Genomic DNA, 17914 nt, shown 5'->3' on the forward strand with positions numbered 1-17914 from the left:
GTGCGGACGACGCTGTCGGCGTGCGGGGTCAGAGGGGGGCCGGGACCGACTCCGGGGCGCCTGCTCTCTGCCTCATTCCGGAGTTTATACGACACATGTTCACATGATGTTTCGGCTAGCTGTCGCGGGCATTTCCGGCAAGGGCAATTCAGGGCTTGTTCCCAGGGGGATTTCGGTGTTTTTGCGAGGGCCACGCGCCCATGACCTCGGCTTCGTCACCGTATACGGTGGGCCGGATCCGATCGGTGTTTATCACCAGCGCAATGCGCCCCACCGGCGGCCTGTGCCATGCCGACGGAATGTGCCGGAGTACACCGGGTGAGAGCCTATCGCTTCCCCGTGCGCCGCGGGGCGTTATGGATCGTCCCGCCTGGGCATCATCGACCGTGACAAGGCGGCCGGCGCGGCGGGCGACCCGTCCGGGAGGGAGGCTTCGCATGGGGGAGAAGGTCGCGGCCCTGGGGTTCGACCTCGCCGACCGGCAGCGCCACCGGGAGAAGCTCCGGCGGTGTCTGGAAGGGCTGGCGAGGCTGCTGGAGGAGAAGCGCTTCGACCGTCCTCGCAATCTCATGGGGCTGGAGATCGAGCTGAATCTCGCGGGCCCCGACGGTATGCCGAGCATGGTGAATGCCGAGGTGCTGGAGCGTATCGCCAGCAGGGATTTCCAGACCGAACTCGGGCGATTCAACCTCGAAGTGAACATCGTCCCCCACCGGCTCTCGGGAAGGGTTCTCGACCAGCTCGCCGAGGAACTGCGCACGGGGCTGTCCTACGCGGACCGCAGGGCCATGGAAGTGGGTTCCGGGATCGTCATGATCGGGATACTGCCCACGCTCACCGACCGGGACCTGGTCCACGCCAACCTCTCCGCCGCCGACCGGTACTTCCTCCTCAACGACCAGGTCGTGGCCGCCCGGGGCGAGGAGTTCACCATCGACATCGCCGGTGTGGAGCGGCTGACCTGCACCGCGCGCTCCATCGCCCCGGAGGCAGCCTGCACCTCGGTCCAGCTCCACCTCCAGGTCACCCCGGGCCGGTTCGCCGCGGTGTGGAACGCCGCCCAGGCCGTCGCGGCCGTGCAGATCGCCGTCGGCGCCAACTCCCCCTTCCTCTTCGGCCGGGAGCTGTGGCGCGAGTCCCGGCCGCCGCTGTTCGTGCAGTCCACCGACACCCGCCCGCCCGAGCTGAGGGCCCAGGGGGTCCGGCCGCGCACCTGGTTCGGGGAGCGCTGGATCTCCTCGGCGTACGAGCTCTTCGAGGAGAACCTCCGCTTCTTCCCCCCGCTGCTGCCCATCTCCGGGGACGAGGACCCCCTGCGCGTCCTGGACACGGGCGGCGTCCCGACGCTCGCCGAGCTGACCCTCCACAACGGCACGGTCTACCGCTGGAACCGGCCCGTCTACGGCATCGTCGACGGTGTCCCCCACCTCCGGGTGGAGAACCGCGTCCTGCCGGCCGGGCCCACCGTCACCGACGTCATCGCCAACACGGCGTTCTACTACGGGCTGATCCGCACCCTCGCCGAGGAGCCCAGGCCGGTGTGGTCCCGGATGCCGTTCGGTGTCGCCGCCGACAACTTCGACACCGCCTGCCGCGACGGCATCGACGCCGTCCTGCGCTGGCCCCGGGCGGGCCGGACCGGCGTCCTCGCGCGGGTCCCGGCCGTCCGGCTCGTCCTGGAGGAGCTGCTGCCGATGGCCTCGGCCGGGCTGGACGCGTGGGGCGTGGAGCCCGCCGACCGCGACCACTACCTCGGGGTCGTCGAGGAACGCTGTCTGCGCCGGGCCAACGGGGCCTCCTGGCAGGTCGCCACCTACCACCGCGCGCTGGAGCACGGCCTGGACCGGGAGCGCGCCCTGGCCGTCACGACCCGCCGCTACCGCGAGCTGATGCACACCGGCGAGCCCGTCCACACCTGGCCCACGGACGCACCCGCCCTCTGAGCCTCCCGGGGCGCGGACCGGCGCCGCCGCACCCCCTGTGCGCGGTGACGCGGTGCCGTCGGGCAAGCTGTGACCGTCGTGACCGTTGGGACGACGGACGCGGACGACGGACGACGGGCAGCTGGGAGGCGACGGTGCGGCAGAACGCTCGGGACGACGGCGCGGGCATCCGGCCGCGCCCGCCCTCCGGGCCGGCGCCCGGCGACGGGCCCGTCCGGCGGACACTGCGCTCGGAGACGCTGATCGTCCTGGCGCTCTCGCTCGGGGCCAGCGCGGTCTCGGCGCTGATCAGCTTCGTCGGCGCGGCCACCCGGCCGGGCGGGCTCAAGGACCAGGCCGCCACCCTCAACGCCTCGCACGCGCCCGGCCGCCCCTGGCTCGACCTGGCCTGGCAGCTCTTCGGCATCGCCACCGCGCTCGTGCCCGTCCTCCTGGTCGCGCACCTGCTCACCCGCGAGGGCGCGGGGCTGCGGAGCATCGGCTTCGACCGCACGCGCCCCGGCACCGACCTGGCCCGGGGCGCGACGGTCGCGGCCGCCATCGGCGGCAGCGGACTGCTGTTCTACCTCGCCGTACGGGCGGCGGGCTTCAATCTGACCGTCGTACCGGAGAACCTGCCCGACGTCTGGTGGCGGATCCCGGTGCTGATCGCCTCCGCCGCGCAGAACGCGGTGCTGGAGGAGGTCGTGGTCGTCGGCTATCTGCTGCGCAGGCTGGGACAGCTGGGGTGGACCCCGGCCGCCGCCCTGGCGGCGAGCGCGGCGCTGCGCGGCTCGTACCACCTCTACCAGGGCATCGGCGGCCTGGTCGGCAACGCGGTGATGGGCGTGGTCTTCGTCCTGCTCTACCGGCGGTGGGGGCGGGTCGGGCCGCTGGTCGCGGCCCATGCGCTGATCGACATCGTGGCGTTCGTCGGCTACGCGCTCCTCGCGGGCAAGGTGGGCTGGCTGCCCACGGCCTGACCCGCCCCACCCCGCCTTCTTCGGGGGACTACGCCAGCAGTTCGCCGTCGATGACCGTCACGGCGGAGCCGGTCAGCAGGGTCCGGTCGCCGCGCAGCGCGGTACGGACGAGGCCGCCGCGGGCGGACGCCTGGAATCCGGTGAGCTCGTCGCGGCCCAGCCGGGCGGACCAGAACGGGGCGAGCGCGGTGTGCGCGCTGCCGGTGACGGAGTCCTCGTCGACGCCGACGTTGGGGAAGAAACAGCGCGAGACGTAGTCGTAGCCGCGCGCCGGGTCCTCGGCCGGCGCGGTGGCGATGACGCCCCGGCGGGAGTGGCGGGCCAGCGCCGCGATGTCCGGGGCCAGACCCCGTACGGTCGCCTCGTCGGGCAGCTCCAGCAGCAGGTCGCCGATGTGCGGGCCGGTGTCGTGCGCGGAGCGGGGCGTGGCGCCCAGAGCCCGGTCCACTCCGTCGGGGACGTCGGCGGGCGTCAGCGGCGAGGTCGGGAAGTCCAGCGTGATCGTGCCGTCCGCGTGGGCGGTGGTGACGAGGACGCCGCAGCGGGCGGTGAAGCGCACGGTGCCGGTGGCGGTGCCCGTGGTGTGGAGGACGTGTGCCGTGGCGAGCGTGGCGTGGCCGCACATGTCGACCTCGGTGGTGGGGGTGAACCAGCGCAGCGCCCAGTCGGCGTCCGAGCCGGGCGGCAGCGGGTGGGCGAAGGCGGTCTCGGGGTGGTTGACCTCGGTGGCCACGCCCCGCAGCCAGGCGTCCTCGGGGAAGCCACCGGAGTCCAGGAGGACCACGCCCGCCGGGTTGCCGGCGAAGGGGCGGTCGGTGAAGGCGTCGACGATTCGAATCCGCATGGTCGCGAACCTAGGGGCCCGGCGGGGCCGTGGACACGGCCAATCCCCGGAAAGTGGCCCGGCCGGCCTTGCCCGCGCGGCGGAAAGGCCGCCGGCCGGGATTCCGGCCGACGGCCCGAGGGGCTCGTGGGGCCCGTGGGGGCAGGGCGGTGGGTGGCTGCCCGGCCCGGGGTGGTCCGTTACCTGAAGAGGCGGTCCGCGCTGGTGGCCATGCGGTGGGTGCCGCCGTGGCGGTCGACCCAGTCACGGATGAGCTTGATGGAGTTGGCGCACTGCCAGCTGTCGTCGTACTCGCGCACTCCGGTGAAGGCGCCGTAGCCGGCGATGATGCCGTCCACACGCGCGTCACCCAGGAGTTTGTCGACGTACCACGGGTCGTTGTAGGTGGTCGTCCAGGACAGTGTGGCCGCGAGCTGTCCGGCGGCACGGTCCCCGGCGCCCTTCTTCAGCTCCGCGCACGTGTTGTAAGTGGGCTCCGTGCAGTTGCCGAAACCCTTGGTGATGTCGCTGTCGCCGTAGTCCATCGCCCGGCGGCCGGCCGGGAACCCGGAACCGGACTTGTTGAAGGCGTTGCGCACCTGATCGCGGGTCCCGGTCGTGGTGATGCCCTCCAGACGGCCGAGCCTGCCCTCCAGGCTCTTCCAGCCCCGGCCGCCCACGTCCGGGGTGCTGCCGCCGTGGTACTCGTAGAAACCGTAGAGCACCTGGATCCCGGCAGCCGTCAGCCGCTGCGCCTTGTCACGCAGCCCGGCGACGCTGCACCCGCGGTTCGGCGCCTCTCCGCAGTAGTTCGGGTCCTTGATGTCCAGCCACACCAGCGCCAGCCCGCGCCCGGCGTTGGCGTGGGAGACGATGCGGTCGATCATGCTGTCGAAGCTGGGGCCCCGCCGGTTGTCGCCGGCCGAGGAGCAGTCGTGATAGGCGCGCCATTCGTTCGGGTTCCACCAGGCGCAGACGTCGATCTCGATGGCGTTGGCGCCGTGCTTGAGCGCGGCGTCCACGCCGTCCAGGGTGTCGACCCGGTGCGCGATGGCGTAGATCGCGTGACGCTGATCGGCCGCAGCCGCGGGGGTCGTGGTGAGCGCGGTGGTCCCGATGATCCCGCACAGCGCGGCTAACAGCGCCAGCAGGCTCCGCGGGCCGGCGCGGTGCCGAAGACGAGTGGTCAAGAAAAGCACTCCCTCATGTCGGTGTCCCCAAGGGACGCTCCGAGCTTGGCGGGTGATCGCCACCGGCCGCCAGGAATCCCCGGCACTTCGGGACGCCGGAACACGGAAACGGGCCATGACCGGGAGAGACGCGAGCCGCCTGGAACGCGGGAACGGAACGCGCCGCCGAGCGCGCGCCGTCGTCCCTCGGGCGCCGCCGGCCCGGTCCCTCCCGCCGCCGCGACCGCCGTACCAGGTGCCGGAGGCCCGTACGCCGTCGGGAGCGCACCGGCGGAGCCTCCGGGTTTTTCACCGCGCCGTCCCGGCTCGTTCCGCGCCCGCTCGGTCGCCAGTGGCCGTCCGTCGACAGCACGGGCGACCGGCGTTCCTCCTGTGCCTTGATCTCCCAGTAGGACTCATGGGAGGTCACGCGATACGCCTCCTCCCAGGACGCCAACGCCGCGGTGACGGCCGCGCCGGCTGCGCCCCGGCGACGAACGCGGCACGCCAACCACACGAAACCGGCGAGGACCGCGGCGAAGCCGCCGAAGACCCCCAGTATCGGCAGGAGATCACCCATGGCTCCGATGTCCCTTCCGGACGGCTGCGGCGGCATCGCAACAACATACTGGGAGCGTCAGCTGCAGTTCGAGTACGGGTGGTTGTCGGTGTTGCTCACGCCGCCGTAGGAGAAGTTCCACGTCGAGGTCTGGCCGGAGCACGAGTGCCCATTGGCGGTGAAGTTCCAGTTCCCCTTGTACTCGCGGGTGTTCGTCACGTTGGTCACCGGAATGTACCCGGCGTCGAACCAGTACGTGCCGTTGTTCAGCACCGGCTTGTTCGAGTTCGCGGAGAAGTGCGAGCTGGACTTCACGTCGACCTGGCCGAAACTCCAGTTGTTGACGTAGTTGGTGTTCCACAGGTTGACCTCGGTGTAGGCACCGCTGCAGTTCCACCCCAGGTAGAACTGGCCGATGGTCTGCGTGCCCACCTTGATGCTCTGGATGGCCCCGAGCACCTGGCCACCTGAGGGGCAGCCTGCCGCATTGGCGGATCCGGATCCGGCTGTGGTGAACGTGAGGCCGGCCGCGACGACGGCGAGTGCAGCCGAGGCCGCGCGTATACGGGAATATGTCCGCATAATTCCCCCTGAAGTCGATGAGGCGGCCGACGTCACCCCTTGGCGTGCCCATGCTCCTACCGGGCTTGCGCCTGCCCCAGAGTCGTTCCCGGCCGTTTGAGACAGGGCGGAAGGCATTGTCATCCGATCGGTTCCGATATATCGTTGAGGCATCGCGAACGATCGATGAAGAAAGGGGCGACATCATGCGCTTCCAAGGACACGGTCATGAGCACCACGGCTACGGTCCCGGGCGGGGCCGGGGAGCCGGGCCCGGCGAGTTCGGTCCGGGCGGCCCCGGTGGGCGCCGGGCCTTCGGGCCCTTCGGGCCTCCGTTCGGCGCCCCGCCCTTCGGCGGGCGCGGGCGGGGCGGCCCGGGCGGCAGGGCGCGGCGCGGCGATGTGCGCGCCTCGATCCTGGCGCTGCTCAAGGACCGCCCGATGCACGGCTACGAGATGATCCAGGAGATCGCCGAGCGCAGTGGCGGCGCCTGGAAGCCGAGTCCCGGCTCGGTCTACCCCACCCTCCAGCTGCTGGAGGACGAGGGACTGATCAGCAGCGCGAGCGAGGGCGGCAAGAAGCTGTTCACGCTCACCGAGGACGGCCGCGCCGAGGCCGAGTCCGGCCCGGGCACCCCCTGGGAGGACGCGGGGCGCGGTATCGACTGGGCGGCGATGCAGGAGATCCGTCAGGCCGGCTTCGGGCTGATGGAGGCCTTCGGCCAGGTCTGGAAGACCGGCAGCGCCGAGCAGAAGGAAAAGGCGCTCGCGGTCGTGAACGACGCCCGCAAGAAGCTGTACCTCATCCTGGCCGACGAAGGCTGACGAGAGCCGACAGGAGTCCGGACCGGAGGCGGGGCGGCTCGGGGGATACCCCGGGCCGCCCCGTCGTGCTTTCTTGACGGAGCGTCAGCGCGTGGGAGACTCCGGCCATGCCCCCGCTCCCGTGCCGCCGGCACCCCGTCCTCGCCCTCGCGGCCGTCGCCGTGTGCCTGGCGGCGGCCCTCGCCGGCGCCCCGGCCGAGGCCGGGGCCGGGGCCGGGGCCGGCGGGCCGCGCTACCGCGACGCCCGCGCCCCCGTGGACGAGCGGGTGGCCGACCTGCTGCGCCGGATGACACTGGACGAGAAGATCGGGCAGATGACCCAGATCGCCGTGGCCAAGCTCCAGGGCGACTGCGGCGAGACCGGCGGCGGCGAGCTGAACGAACGCTGCCTGGCCGCCGTGCTCCGCGACCGCGCGGTGGGCTCGGTGCTCTCCGGCGGCGGCAACGGCCCGCCCGTGAACACGCCGCGCGACTGGGCCCGCATGGTCGACGCGCTGCAGAGGTACGCCGTCGAGCACAGCCGGCTGGGCGTTCCCCTCCTCTACGGCGTCGACGCCGTCCACGGCCACAACAACGTCCTCGGCGCCACCGTCCTCCCGCACCAGATCGGCCTCGCCGCGACCTGGGACCCGGAACTCGTCCGGGCCTGCGCCGGGGCGACCGCCCGCGCCGTCGCGGCCACCGGCGTCGACTGGACCTTCGCGCCCGTCGCCGACCTCGCCCGCGACCGGCGCTGGGGCCGCTACTACGAGACCTTCGGCGAGGACCCGCTGCTCGCCGGAGCCCTGGCCGCCGCGGCCGTGCGCGGCACCGAGAACGCCGGCGGCGCCAAGAACGTCGCCGCGACCGTCAAGCACTTCGCCGGCTACTCCGAGCCGTCCAACGGCCACGACCGCGTGCCCGCCGACGTCTCCCCCCGCTATCTCCAGGACACCCTCCTCGCCCCCTACCGGGCGGCCGTCGAGGCCGGGGCGCGGACCGTCATGGTCAACTCCGGCGCGCTCAACGGCGTCCCCGTCACCGCCTCCCGCCATCTGCTCACCACGGTCCTGCGGGAACGGTGGGGCTTCACGGGCGTCACGGTCAGCGACTGGCAGGACGTCCGCGCCCTGTGGACGGCCTACAAGCTGGCCGCCGACTACCCGCACGCCGCCGCCCTCGCCGTCAACGCGGGCGTCGACATGGCCATGGAGCCCTACGAAGCGGGGGAGTTCACCGACGCGCTGCGCACGGCCGTACGGGCCGGACTGGTGCCCGCCGGCCGGATCGACGAGGCCGCCGGGCGCGTCCTGCGGCTCAAATTCACCCTGGGGCTCTTCGAGCGACCGTATGTCGACGCGGAGCGCGCAAACACGGAAGTCCTGGGCGCGGGGAGAGAGCTCGCCCGGCGCGCCGCAGCGGCCTCACAGGTGCTGCTGCGCAACGACAAGGGCGTCCTGCCGTTCGGGCCGTCCGTGAAGAAGATCGTCGTCACCGGCGCCCTCGCGGACGATCTCGCCGCCCAGGCCGGCGGCTGGACCGTCGGCTGGCAGGGGCTTCCCGACGGGGTGCGGATCCCGGGTACGACCGTGCTCGAGGGCATCCGGCAGGCGGCCCCCACGGGCACCCGCGTCGTCCACGCCACGGCCCCGGCCGACGCCGTGACACAGGCCCGTGACGCCGACGCGACGGTCGTCGTGGTGGGGGAGCGGCCGGGCGCCGAGGGCGGGGCCGACAGCCCCCGGCCCGAACTCCCCACGGACCAGCGGGTGCTGGTGCGGTCGCTGAAGGAGACCGGCCGCCCGGTCGTGGTGGTCGTCCTCGCCGGGCGCCCGTTGGTGCTGGGCGACGCGGACGGCACGGAGGGACTGCTGATGTCATGGCTGCCGGGCGGCGAGGGCGGGCACGCCGTCGCGGACGTCCTGTTCGGGGCGGTCGGGCCGAGCGGCCGGCTGCCCGTCTCATGGCCCCGGCGCACCGGCAACGAGCCCCTGTACTACCAGCAGTTGCCGGGCACCAACGCGGGCGCGGAGTCCGGGCACGACGTGGCGTACGACTTCGGGGACGGCCTGTCGTACACCGGTTACCGCGTCGAGTCGATCGCGCTCGACGCGCCCTCCGTCCCGGCCGGCACGGACGTCGGGATGACGGTGCGGGTGGGCGACACCGGGCCGCGCGACGGCGAAATGATCCTCCCCGTCTATGTTTCACGGCCGGTCGGCGACGTACTGTCGCCGCCGCGCAGGCTCGTGGCCTTCACCAAGGTGCGGCTGAAGGCCGGGGAGACGCGATCCGTGCGGCTGACCGTGCCGTCGAAGGTGCTCGCGGTCACCCCCGGCGACATCGACGGGGCCGGACCGCCGCGCGTCGAGCCCGGGCCGTACGTCTTCGGCGCCGGGGCGCGGACGGCCACGCTGGAGATCACCCGGAGTCCGGGGGAGGGCGCGCGCCCCTGACGGAGAGCCGTGCGCCCCTGAGACGGATCCGGCCGCCCTCCTCCTGAAGGATGACGCCCCGGCAGGCCGTGCCCAACTCGCGTCGGATGCGCGAATGCAACCTTCCGGGGATGTTCTCATCACTCGGGACTGATGGGGTGGGAAGGGTGCGAAGCCGTACACCTGACACCGGACGGGACGGGGCCACGGGCGAGGATCCGCTCAGCGCGGAGCTGGCCACGGCGGTCCTGGGCGCCCGCAGGCGTGCCGCACGCGACGGCGAGCGGCAGGCCGACACCGCCCACCTCCTGCACACCCTGCTGGAGGCCGACCCCGCCGCCCGCCAGGCCTTCGAGGGCGGCCCGGCCCAGGTCGCCCGGCTGCTGGGCTATCTCGTCCAGCGCACCATCGGCTACGGGCTGCGCTGGAGCGGCACGGTCGAGGACTCCGGCGCCCTCCCCTCGCTCGCCGGGAGCCCCGTGCCCGGCTGGTCGCCCGCGGCCGCCGGGGCCATGCGCGAGGCCCGTGCCCGGGCCGCCGCCCGGGGCGCCGCCGAGGTGGCGGGGACCGATCTGCTCGCCGCCCTGGTGCGCGACTCCCGCTGCCGGGCGGTCGAGGTGCTGCGCCGGGCGGGCGTGGACCCGGTGGCGCTGGGCGCGCGGCTGGACGACCCGGCCCGCTGGAGTGCGGCTGAGCCCTTTTGGCCACGGGCCTCTTCGCCCGCGGGCTCCTTCGTCCACAGGCCCCTTCGTCCACGGGCTCCTGCCGAAAGCGGTTGCCCGGTGGCAGCCGGTCCGCCTAGGGTGCCGATCATGCCGACGACCGCTGTTCTTCCGCCTCCCGCCGCCTAGCGCGGGCGGCCGCTTCCCGGAGGACCCGGGCCCCGAGGGGCCACGGGCCGATCGCCGCTGCCCGCAGACGGAGCACGCGATCACTGGAATCTTCCGCGGGAGAACAGAACAGCCATGCGCAACTCCTCTCTTCCGGCCTGCCCCGTTCCGGGCGGGCCGTCCGACGGCGTGCCCTCGCACGCCGGTCCCGGGCTCTCCGTCGGCCGGGGGCTGGCCTGCGTCGTCGTCGCGGGCATCGCCTGGGGCACGGCGGGCGCCACCGCCGCGCTCGCCTCCGCCAGCAGCGGCCTGGGCCCCGTCGCCCTCACCTTCTGGCGCACGGCCGGTGGCCTCGCGCTGCTGCTGGCCGTGCAGGCCCTGCGGCCCCGGCCCGTCCGTCCCGTGCGCGCGCTTGAGACGAAGCGGCGCCGGGCGACCCGCCTTCTGATCACCGGTGGCGGTCTCGCCCTCTTCCAGGCCGCCTACTTCGCGGCGGTCGACGGGACGGGGCTGGCCGTCGGCACGGTCGTCACCCAGGGGGCCGCGCCGGTGCTGGTGGCGCTGGCCGGCAGGCTCTTCATGGGCGAGCGGCTCGGCGTGGGGGGCCGGGTCGCGGTGGCCGGGGCGCTGACCGGGCTGGTGGTGCTGGTGCTCGGCCGAGACGGCGCGGGCACGGTGCGGCCGGCCGGAGTGGTCTGGGGGCTGGTGTCGGCGGCGGCCTACGCGCTGCTCACCCTGTACACCCGGCGCCTCGGCAGCGAGGGCCGGGCCACGGACCCGTTCACCACGACGCTCACCTCCTTCGCCGTGGGCGCGCTCTGCCTCCTGCCCCTCGCCGCCGCCGAGGGCCTGTGGCCCCGGACGCGGGAACTGGGGCGCACGCTGTGGCTGCTGGGGTATCTGGTGACGGTGCCGACGGCGCTGGCGTACGGGCTGTTCTTCGCGGGCCTGGTGGCCGTCCGGGCCACGACGGTCTCGGTGATCACCCTGCTGGAGCCGGTCACGGCGGCGGCGATCGCCGTCACCCTGCTCGGCGAGCGCCTGACCGCCGCGACCGCGCTGGGCACCTGCGTGCTGCTGGGCGCGGTCGCGGCCCTCGCCCTCGCGGAGGCCGGCGGGGACGGGCGGCGCGCGCGGACCGCGCGGTCGCGGCCGGTCAGCGACCGGTGAGGTAGCCCGGCACGGGGATGCCGGGGGCGAGGTCGTCCGCCGGGACGGGGGCGCCGTACGCCGTCGTCAGGGGGACGACCCCGCTCCAGTGGGGGAGGCCCAGGTCCTCCTCGTCGTCGGAGGGGCCCGCGTGGCGGACCTTCGCCGACACCTCGGTGAGGTCGACGCGCAGCACGGCCGTGGCGGCGAGCTCCCTGGCCGACGCGGGCCGGGAGTCCGCCGCCCGCCCGGGCACGACCTGGTCAACCAGGGCGTCGAGGGCTTCGCGCAGCTCGGCGGGGTCGGTGACCCGCCGGGCCGTGCCGTGCACCACGACCGAGCGGTAGTTGAGCGAGTGGTGGAAGGCGGAACGGGCCAGGACGAGCCCGTCGACATGCGTGACCGTCACACAGACGGGCATGCCCGGCTCCCGTGCCTCTCCCGCCGAGCGCAGGGGCCGGGAGCCGGTGGAGCCGTGCACGTAGAGGCGGTCGCCGACGCGCCCGTAGAGGGTGGGCAGGACGACGGGGGCGCCGTCGCGGACGAAGCCGAGATGGCAGACGTAGCCCGCGTCGAGTATCGCGTGCACCAGGTCGCGGTCGTAGGAAGCGCGGTCGCGGTAACGGGTGGGGGTCGTGCGCTCGGTCCGCTCGTACTGCCCGGCCTCGGAGGTCGGCGCGGCGGCCGTGGAAGAAGGCATTGCGTTCTCCATTGCACTAGTGCATAGTTGGCTTTGTGCTAGGAGAGTATCGGATCGAAGGCCGTCGCGCAGCGGAGATCTCCGCGAGCGTGGAGCGCGCGGTGGGGGCGGGAAACCTCGCCCCCGGTGAACTGCTGCCGCCGATGCGGGAATTGGCGGTGTATCTGGGGGTCAATCCCAATACCGTCGCGGCCGCCTACCGCACGCTGCGCGACCGCGGAGTGATCGAGACGGCGGGCAGGCGCGGCAGCCGGGTGCGTGAGCGCCCGGCCAGCGCGCCCCGCGAGCTCATCCGGGTGGAGGCGGCGGAAGGCGTGCGCGATGTCGCCGGGGGCAATCCCGACCCGGCGCTGCTGCCCCCGCTCGGCGAGGCCCTCGCCGCGGCGGCGGAGCGCTCCCGCAGCAGACCCGTGCTCTACGGCGACCCGGCCGTCGACACCGACCTGGAGCGCATGGCTCGCGCCGCCTTCACCGGCGAGGGCGTCCCGGAGGGGCCGGTGGCCGTCACCTCGGGCTCGCTCGACGCCATCGAGCGGGTGCTGAGCGCGCATCTGCGGCCGGGCGACGCCGTGGCCGTCGAGGATCCGGGCTGGGGGAGCCTGCTCGATCTCATCCCCGCGCTCGGCCTGCGCGCCGTGCCCGTCGCGGTCGACGACGACGGCCCGTTGCCCGACGCGGCCGACCGGGCGCTGCGCCAGGGCGCCCGGGCCATGGTCGTCACCGACCGGGCGCAGAATCCGACGGGCGCCGCGATCGGCGAGGAGCGCGCCCGGGAGCTGCGGGCCGTGCTCGCTCGCCACCCCGGGGTGCTGCTCATCGAGGACGACCACGGCCATGGCATCGTCGATCTGCCCCTGTGCCCCCTCGCGGGGGTCACCGACCACTGGGCGCTGGTCCGTTCCGTCGCCAAGGCCTACGGGCCGGACCTCCGCCTCGCCGTGCTCACCGGGGACGCCGTCACCGTGGACCGGGTGCGCGGCCGGCAGCGGCTGGGGCCCGGGTGGGTGAGCCACATCCTCCAGGACGCGGTGGTGCATCTGTGGCGCAGCGGCGCCGTGGACGCGGCGCGGGTCGCCGCCTCGTACGGGCGGCGGCGGGAGGCGCTCGTCGCGGCGCTGCGGGAGCGGGGCGTCGAGGCGCACGGGCGCAGCGGGATGAACGTCTGGCTGCCCGTGCCGGACGAGACGGGGGCCGTGGCCCGGCTGCTCCAGGCAGGCTGGGCGGTGGCGCCGGGGGCGCGGTTCCGGCTGGTGTCGCCGCCCGGCGTGCGGCTGACCGTGTCCGCGCTGGAGACGCATGAGATAGGGCCGGTCGCGGACGCGCTGGCGTCCGCGACCGGCCCGGTGCCGGCGGGGCGCTACGACTGAGCGGCCCCGTCCCCCTGCGTGGCGTCCCCCGCCGCCACGGTCCGGCCGGTCCGGGAGGAGCGGCCCCTGCTCTGGGTGAGGGCCGCTCCGGCCAGCACGATCAGCGCGCCGACCGGGGTGTTCCAGGTGAGCTCCTCGCCGAGGAGGGTGACGCCCGCCGCGGTCGCCACGACCGGGATGAGATACGTCGTCATGGTCGCGGTCGTCGGCCCGACCTCGGCGACCAGCCCGTACTGGAGGAGGAAGGCGAGCCCCGTGCCGAGCGCCCCCAGGGCGAAGACCGCGAGCAGCGGCACGGTGGGCAGGGCGGACGGCAGCGGGCTGAGCAGCGGCGCGGCGACGCCGAGCTGGAGCGCGCCGACGAGCAGCTGCCCGCCGGACAGCGCCAGGTGCCCGTCGCCGGTGCCCGACAGCGTGCGCCGGACGTAGATCCAGCCCACGGCGTAGCTCACCGAGGCGATCAGGGCCATGGCGGTGCCCTTCGGGTCCTGCCCCGAGAAGCCCTGCCAGGCCCCGAGCACCACGAGCACCCCGATGAAGCCGAGGCCGAGCCCCGCGAAGCGGCGGCGCGTCGGCCGGTCCTCGGAGAGCGCCACGAGTGAGAGCACCATGCCCCACAGCGGGGTCGTGGCGTTGCAGACCCCGGCGAGGGTGGTGGGGATCGTCAGCTCGGCGTAGGCGAAGAGCGTGAACGGAAAGGCGTTGCAGAGGAAGGCCGCGACGGCCAGATGACCCCAGGTGCGCGGGGAGCGCGGCAGCCGCTGCCGCTTGATCACCAGGGCCGCGACGAGCACGGCCGCGCCGAAGAACATCCGGCCGAAGGAGACGTACGGCGGCGCGAAGCCCTCGGTGCCGAGCTTGATGAAGAGGAAGCTGAATCCCCAGACGACCGAGAGCACGGCGAAGTTGATCCGCCAGTCGAGGCCCCGGCGTTCCGGTCGGCTGTCCGTCGCGACGGTGGGGGAGAGGGTGGGAGAGGGGGGTTGCTTCGGCGTCGCGACGGTGCTCATGCCGACTACCATGCAGGCCCAAAAGTCATTAGGACAAGCAAATAATTCTATGGACCATCGCGTAGCATCGCTTACATGTTGAACCTGGAGCGCCTGCGCACCCTCCACGCCCTCGCCCGTCACGGTTCCGTCAGCGGCGCGGCGGAGGGGCTGCACGTGACGACCTCGGCGGTCTCGCAGCAGCTGTCCAAGCTGGAACGCGAGGCCGGGCAGCGGCTGCTGGTCAAGAGCGGCCGCGGTGTGCGCCTCACCGACGCCGGACGGCTGCTCGCCGAGCACGCCGGGCGCATCCTCTCCCAGGTGGAGCTGGCCCAGTCCGACCTGGAGGCCCAGCGCGGCCACGCCGTCGGCGAGCTACGGCTCGGCGCCTTCCCCACGGCCGCCCGGGGCCTGTTCCCGGCCGCGCTCACCACCCTGCGCGCGGACCATCCGCAGCTGCGCGCCCGCCTGGTGGAGATGGAGCAGGAGGAGGCCGTCGAGGGGACGGTGCGCGGCGACATCGACCTCGCCGTGGTCCTCGACTGGTACAACAAGCCGCTGCCGGTGCCCGACGAGCTGGTCAGGGCCCCGGTCCTGGACGACCCGGTCGACGTCGCCGTGCCCGCCGGCCATCCGCTCGCCGACCGGGCGGACGTCTCCCTCGCGGACTTCGGGGAGGACGAGTGGATCGCCTGGCCCAAGGGCGAGTTCTGCCACGACTGGCTGCTGTCCACGCTGCGCGGCCAGGGCATCGAGCCCCGGATCGCGCACATGGCCGAGGAGCACGCCACCCAGCTCGCCCTGGTCGCCGCGGGCCTGGGCATCGCGGTCGCCCCCCGGCTCGGCCGCGGCCCCTTGCCGGAGGGAGTGCGCGCGGTGCCCGTACGGCACACGATGTGCCGCCACGTCTTCGCCATCTGGCGCGCGGACGCGGACCGCAGGCCCTCGATCCGCGCGGTGGCCGACGCGCTGCGGGAGGCGGCCGCGGGCATGGCGGGGTGACGGGCATGGTGGGGTGACGGGCCGGGCCCGGGTCACGGCGGATCGCCGCTAGACGGCCAGCCGGTCCAGGATTCCCGCCACCTCCGCCGGGCGCAGAAGGAAGCCCACGTGACTGGTGTCGAGGGTGTGGACGTCATAGGGGTTGTCCGGCGTCAGCGCGTCGCACTCGGCGATCAGACGGTCCTGCATCGCCACCGGAATCGAGCGGTCGCCGGTGAGCCGGATGTACGAGCGGGCGATCGTTCCCCAGGTGCCGGCCTGCCCGCGGGCGTCGGCCGTCATCACGGCGATGGACTCATCGGGTTGCAGGATGTTGAGGAAGGCGCGGAACTGCTCGTCGGTGCCATCCGCCATGATCGCCGCCTTGATGGCGGCGAGCAGGCCGGGGTCGGCCGTGCGGTAGTTGGCCCGCCCGACGCCGAGTCCGGCCGCATCGCCCACGTTCAGCGCGGCCAGCGGGGCCAGCAGGCTGTCGGCGAACTCGGGCTCCCGCAGGTAATCCATGGGGCTGGGCCGCTCTACGCACGACCACGCGGAAATGTAGACGAGCCTGTCCACCAGCTCCGGTACCGCGTTGCCCACTCCGGTGATGGTGATCCCGCCGAGACTCGATCCCACCAGCACCACGGGACCGTACCGGGCCACCCGGCGGACGACGTCGACCACCGCGTCCACGTTGTCCCGCAAGGTGACCTCGGCCAGCTTCGAAGGCTCGGCCGCCCAGGCGTCCAGGTCCTGCGGGGCCTGATAGGCCACCGGGTACTGCGCGTCGAAGCCGTGGCCCGGCAGGTCGACGGCGAAGCTGCGATGGCCGAGCAGCGCGAGTTCCCGCTGGACGGGCGCCCACATGAACGAACTGGAGCAAGAGCCGTGCACCAGAACGAACGTAGGGCCGGCGTGGTGAGTGCTCATGACCCGGATCGTAACGAGCACACCACCGACCCGGCCTCCGGTTTTTCGGGGGCGACCCGGCCGGGACGCGCCCGCCCGCTCGGGGTCACCGCTCCCGCAGCTTGCGGAAGTCCCAGGAGACGACGGCGTCCGGCGCCAGCCTGAGCCAGGCGTGCCGGCCGTCGTGGGGCATCGCCGCCAGGCCGAAGTACTTCGCCGCGAACAGCCGTTCGGGTGCCGTGAGTTCCGGGCAGGCCTCGCCCCGGCGCGGGGCCTCGCCCACCACGGTCGCCGTGCCCGACAGCTCCGCGCCGCGCAGCTCCTCGTACTCCTCGCCGTCGTCGACCACCACCGCCACCCGCGGGTCGTGCCGCAGATCGGCCCAGCGCCGGCTGCGGACCAGCGAGTACAGCCACAGCGCCCGCCCGTCCCAGACGAACCACAGCGGGCCGACGTGCGGACGCCCGTCCCGCCCGGCCGTCGCCACCCGGCAGGTGCGCCGCCCGGTGAGGAAGGCGTCGAGCTCGGCCCGCGTCATCATGACCCGGCGGCCCCTCCGCTGTGTGACGGCCATCCCGCACCACCCGCCTTCCCGGAACCGGTCCGCAGGACGTGAATCCGCAGGACGTGAGTAGAGCTGACTACCCGTCAGAAGGATGGGTCCTCTTCCCCGGCACCGCAATGCCCACTAGCCTCACGCGCGCCCCGGGCGGGGCCCGGGACGAACCACCGTGGGGGAGCGCCATGACCACTCAGGACCCGTTCGCCGAGGAGACCGACCCGGCGAGCACCGTACTGCTGACCGTCGAGTGCCAGCGCGGGGTCGTCGGACCCGACAGCGCGCTGCCCGAACTCGCTGCCGTCGCCCGCGCCTCCGGGGCGCTGGTCAACGTCGCCCGCCTCGTCGCCGGGGCGCACGAGGCGGGCGTCCAGGTCGTGCACGCCATCGCCGAACGCCGCCCGGACGGGCGCGGCGCCAGCCGCAACGCCCACCTCTTCCGCGTCGCCGAACGGCTGCCCGTACAACAGCTGACCGGCACCCACGCCGTCCGGGTGGCCGAGCCCGTCCCCGTCGGCGACGGGGACCTGGTCGTCCGCCGGCTGCACGGGCTCTCGCCCCTGGCCGGAACGGGCCTGGACGCCCTGCTGCGCAACATCGGCTGCCGTACCGTGATCGTCACCGGCGTGTCGGCCAACGTCGGGATCCCCAACGCCGTCTTCGACGCCGTCAACCTCGGCTATACGGCGATCGTCCCCTCCGACGCCATCGCCGGGGTGCCCGCCGACTACACGGCGGCGATGGTGCGCCACACCCTCGCGCTGGTCGCCACCGTGACCACGACCGAGGCCCTCCTGCGCGGCTGGCGCCGGCGGGGCCGTCCCCGCCGGACGCCCGGCCCCGGTGGGCTCAGCCCAGCGTGATGGAGTCCCCGTTCACCGAGATCCGCTCCTCGGGCAGCGGCTTCTGCGCCGGGCCGCCCTTCACGGCCCCGTCGGTGACCGAGAACCTGCTGCCGTGGCAGGGGCAGTTGATGGTGCCGCCCGCGACGTCCTTCACCACGCAACCCTGATGGGTGCAGACCGCCGAGAACGCCTTGAACCGCCCCTTCGCCGGCTGGGTGACGACGACCTTCCGGTCCGGGAAGACCTTGCCGCCGCCCTCGGGGATCTCCGACGTCCGGGCCAGGGCCGCACCCGCGCCCGCCCCGGACGTGGCCCCCGTCCCGGACG

General features: G+C 73.7%; 17 protein-coding genes. 9 read left to right on the top strand and 8 right to left on the bottom strand.

Features of this window, described 5'->3' with window-relative positions; genetic code table 11:
• The first annotated feature begins 437 nt into the window (after positions 1–437).
• A complete protein-coding gene (locus tag K6I33_RS16300) occupies positions 438–1943 on the top strand; it encodes a glutamate-cysteine ligase family protein (protein WP_229352544.1) in 1506 nt (501 codons plus the stop codon).
• A gap of 167 nt (positions 1944–2110) precedes the next feature.
• On the top strand, positions 2111–2905 hold the full coding sequence (locus K6I33_RS16305; protein ID WP_229352595.1) for a CPBP family intramembrane glutamic endopeptidase: 795 nt from the start codon (positions 2111–2113) through the stop codon (positions 2903–2905).
• A gap of 28 nt (positions 2906–2933) precedes the next feature.
• Here K6I33_RS16305 and K6I33_RS16310 read toward each other — a convergent pair whose 3' ends face one another.
• The 3 genes from K6I33_RS16310 to K6I33_RS16320 form a co-directional block, all read right to left on the bottom strand.
• Positions 2934–3749: a PhzF family phenazine biosynthesis protein gene (locus K6I33_RS16310; protein WP_229352546.1), complete on the bottom strand. Its 816-nt coding sequence runs from the start codon at positions 3747–3749 to the stop codon at positions 2934–2936.
• 179 nt (positions 3750–3928) lie between these two features.
• Positions 3929–4918 carry a phospholipase gene (locus K6I33_RS16315; RefSeq protein ID WP_229352548.1) on the bottom strand — a complete coding sequence of 330 codons (990 nt, stop codon included), beginning with the start codon at positions 4916–4918 and terminating at the stop codon, positions 3929–3931.
• A 616-nt stretch (positions 4919–5534) separates the two neighbouring features.
• A complete protein-coding gene (locus tag K6I33_RS16320) occupies positions 5535–5915 on the bottom strand; it encodes a hypothetical protein (protein WP_229352550.1) in 381 nt (126 codons plus the stop codon).
• Positions 5916–6223: 308 nt separating this feature from the next.
• On the opposite strand from K6I33_RS16320, the gene K6I33_RS16325 reads away from it, so the two are divergent.
• The 4 genes from K6I33_RS16325 to K6I33_RS16340 all read left to right on the top strand — a co-directional run bounded on the left by K6I33_RS16325 (position 6224) and on the right by K6I33_RS16340 (position 11255).
• Positions 6224–6841 carry a PadR family transcriptional regulator gene (locus K6I33_RS16325; protein ID WP_229352553.1) on the top strand — a complete coding sequence of 206 codons (618 nt, stop codon included), beginning with the start codon at positions 6224–6226 and terminating at the stop codon, positions 6839–6841.
• A 107-nt stretch (positions 6842–6948) separates the two neighbouring features.
• Complete coding sequence (locus tag K6I33_RS16330; RefSeq protein WP_229352556.1) at positions 6949–9276, top strand: glycoside hydrolase family 3 N-terminal domain-containing protein; 2328 nt, start codon at positions 6949–6951, stop codon at positions 9274–9276.
• Positions 9277–9422: 146 nt separating this feature from the next.
• On the top strand, positions 9423–10106 hold the full coding sequence (locus K6I33_RS16335) for a Clp protease N-terminal domain-containing protein (RefSeq protein WP_374284771.1): 684 nt from the start codon (positions 9423–9425) through the stop codon (positions 10104–10106).
• A gap of 114 nt (positions 10107–10220) precedes the next feature.
• Positions 10221–11255, top strand: a complete 1035-nt coding sequence (locus K6I33_RS16340) for a DMT family transporter (protein ID WP_229352558.1) — start codon at positions 10221–10223, stop codon at positions 11253–11255.
• On the opposite strand, the gene K6I33_RS16345 is transcribed toward K6I33_RS16340, so the two are convergent.
• Entirely contained in the window at positions 11242–11934 is a 693-nt protein-coding gene (locus K6I33_RS16345) for a pyridoxamine 5'-phosphate oxidase family protein (RefSeq protein ID WP_229352566.1), read from the bottom strand. The genes K6I33_RS16340 and K6I33_RS16345 overlap by 14 nt on opposite strands.
• 35 nt (positions 11935–11969) lie before the next feature.
• On the opposite strand from K6I33_RS16345, the gene K6I33_RS16350 reads away from it, so the two are divergent.
• Positions 11970–13301: an aminotransferase class I/II-fold pyridoxal phosphate-dependent enzyme gene (locus K6I33_RS16350; RefSeq protein WP_229352568.1), complete on the top strand. Its 1332-nt coding sequence runs from the start codon at positions 11970–11972 to the stop codon at positions 13299–13301.
• Here the strand turns inward: K6I33_RS16350 and K6I33_RS16355 are convergent.
• A complete protein-coding gene (locus K6I33_RS16355; RefSeq protein ID WP_229352571.1) occupies positions 13292–14311 on the bottom strand; it encodes a DMT family transporter in 1020 nt (339 codons plus the stop codon). The two genes, K6I33_RS16350 and K6I33_RS16355, sit on opposite strands and share 10 nt — an antisense overlap.
• A gap of 75 nt (positions 14312–14386) precedes the next feature.
• Here K6I33_RS16355 and K6I33_RS16360 point away from each other — a divergent pair, with 75 nt between their 5' ends.
• Positions 14387–15292, top strand: coding sequence for a LysR family transcriptional regulator (locus K6I33_RS16360; RefSeq protein WP_229352578.1), 906 nt, complete (start codon positions 14387–14389; stop codon positions 15290–15292).
• A 48-nt stretch (positions 15293–15340) separates the two neighbouring features.
• Here K6I33_RS16360 and K6I33_RS16365 read toward each other — a convergent pair whose 3' ends face one another.
• Together K6I33_RS16365 and K6I33_RS16370 are read right to left on the bottom strand one after the other, a co-directional pair.
• A complete protein-coding gene (locus tag K6I33_RS16365) occupies positions 15341–16204 on the bottom strand; it encodes an alpha/beta fold hydrolase (protein ID WP_229352582.1) in 864 nt (287 codons plus the stop codon).
• 85 nt (positions 16205–16289) lie between these two features.
• Entirely contained in the window at positions 16290–16757 is a 468-nt protein-coding gene (locus K6I33_RS16370; RefSeq protein ID WP_229352585.1) for a pyridoxamine 5'-phosphate oxidase family protein, read from the bottom strand.
• Positions 16758–16927: 170 nt separating this feature from the next.
• On the opposite strand from K6I33_RS16370, the gene K6I33_RS16375 reads away from it, so the two are divergent.
• The gene (locus tag K6I33_RS16375; RefSeq protein WP_229352589.1) at positions 16928–17605 is read left to right on the top strand and encodes a cysteine hydrolase; all 678 of its coding nucleotides are present in this window, start codon (positions 16928–16930) and stop codon (positions 17603–17605) included.
• Here K6I33_RS16375 and K6I33_RS16380 read toward each other — a convergent pair.
• The coding region (locus K6I33_RS16380; RefSeq protein WP_229352593.1) for a Rieske (2Fe-2S) protein at positions 17592–17914 on the bottom strand (323 nt) is incomplete at its 5' end. The two genes, K6I33_RS16375 and K6I33_RS16380, sit on opposite strands and share 14 nt — an antisense overlap.

It is taken from the genome of Streptomyces sp. UNOB3_S3, from assembly GCF_020740895.1.
Lineage (GTDB): Bacteria > Actinomycetota > Actinomycetes > Streptomycetales > Streptomycetaceae > Streptomyces.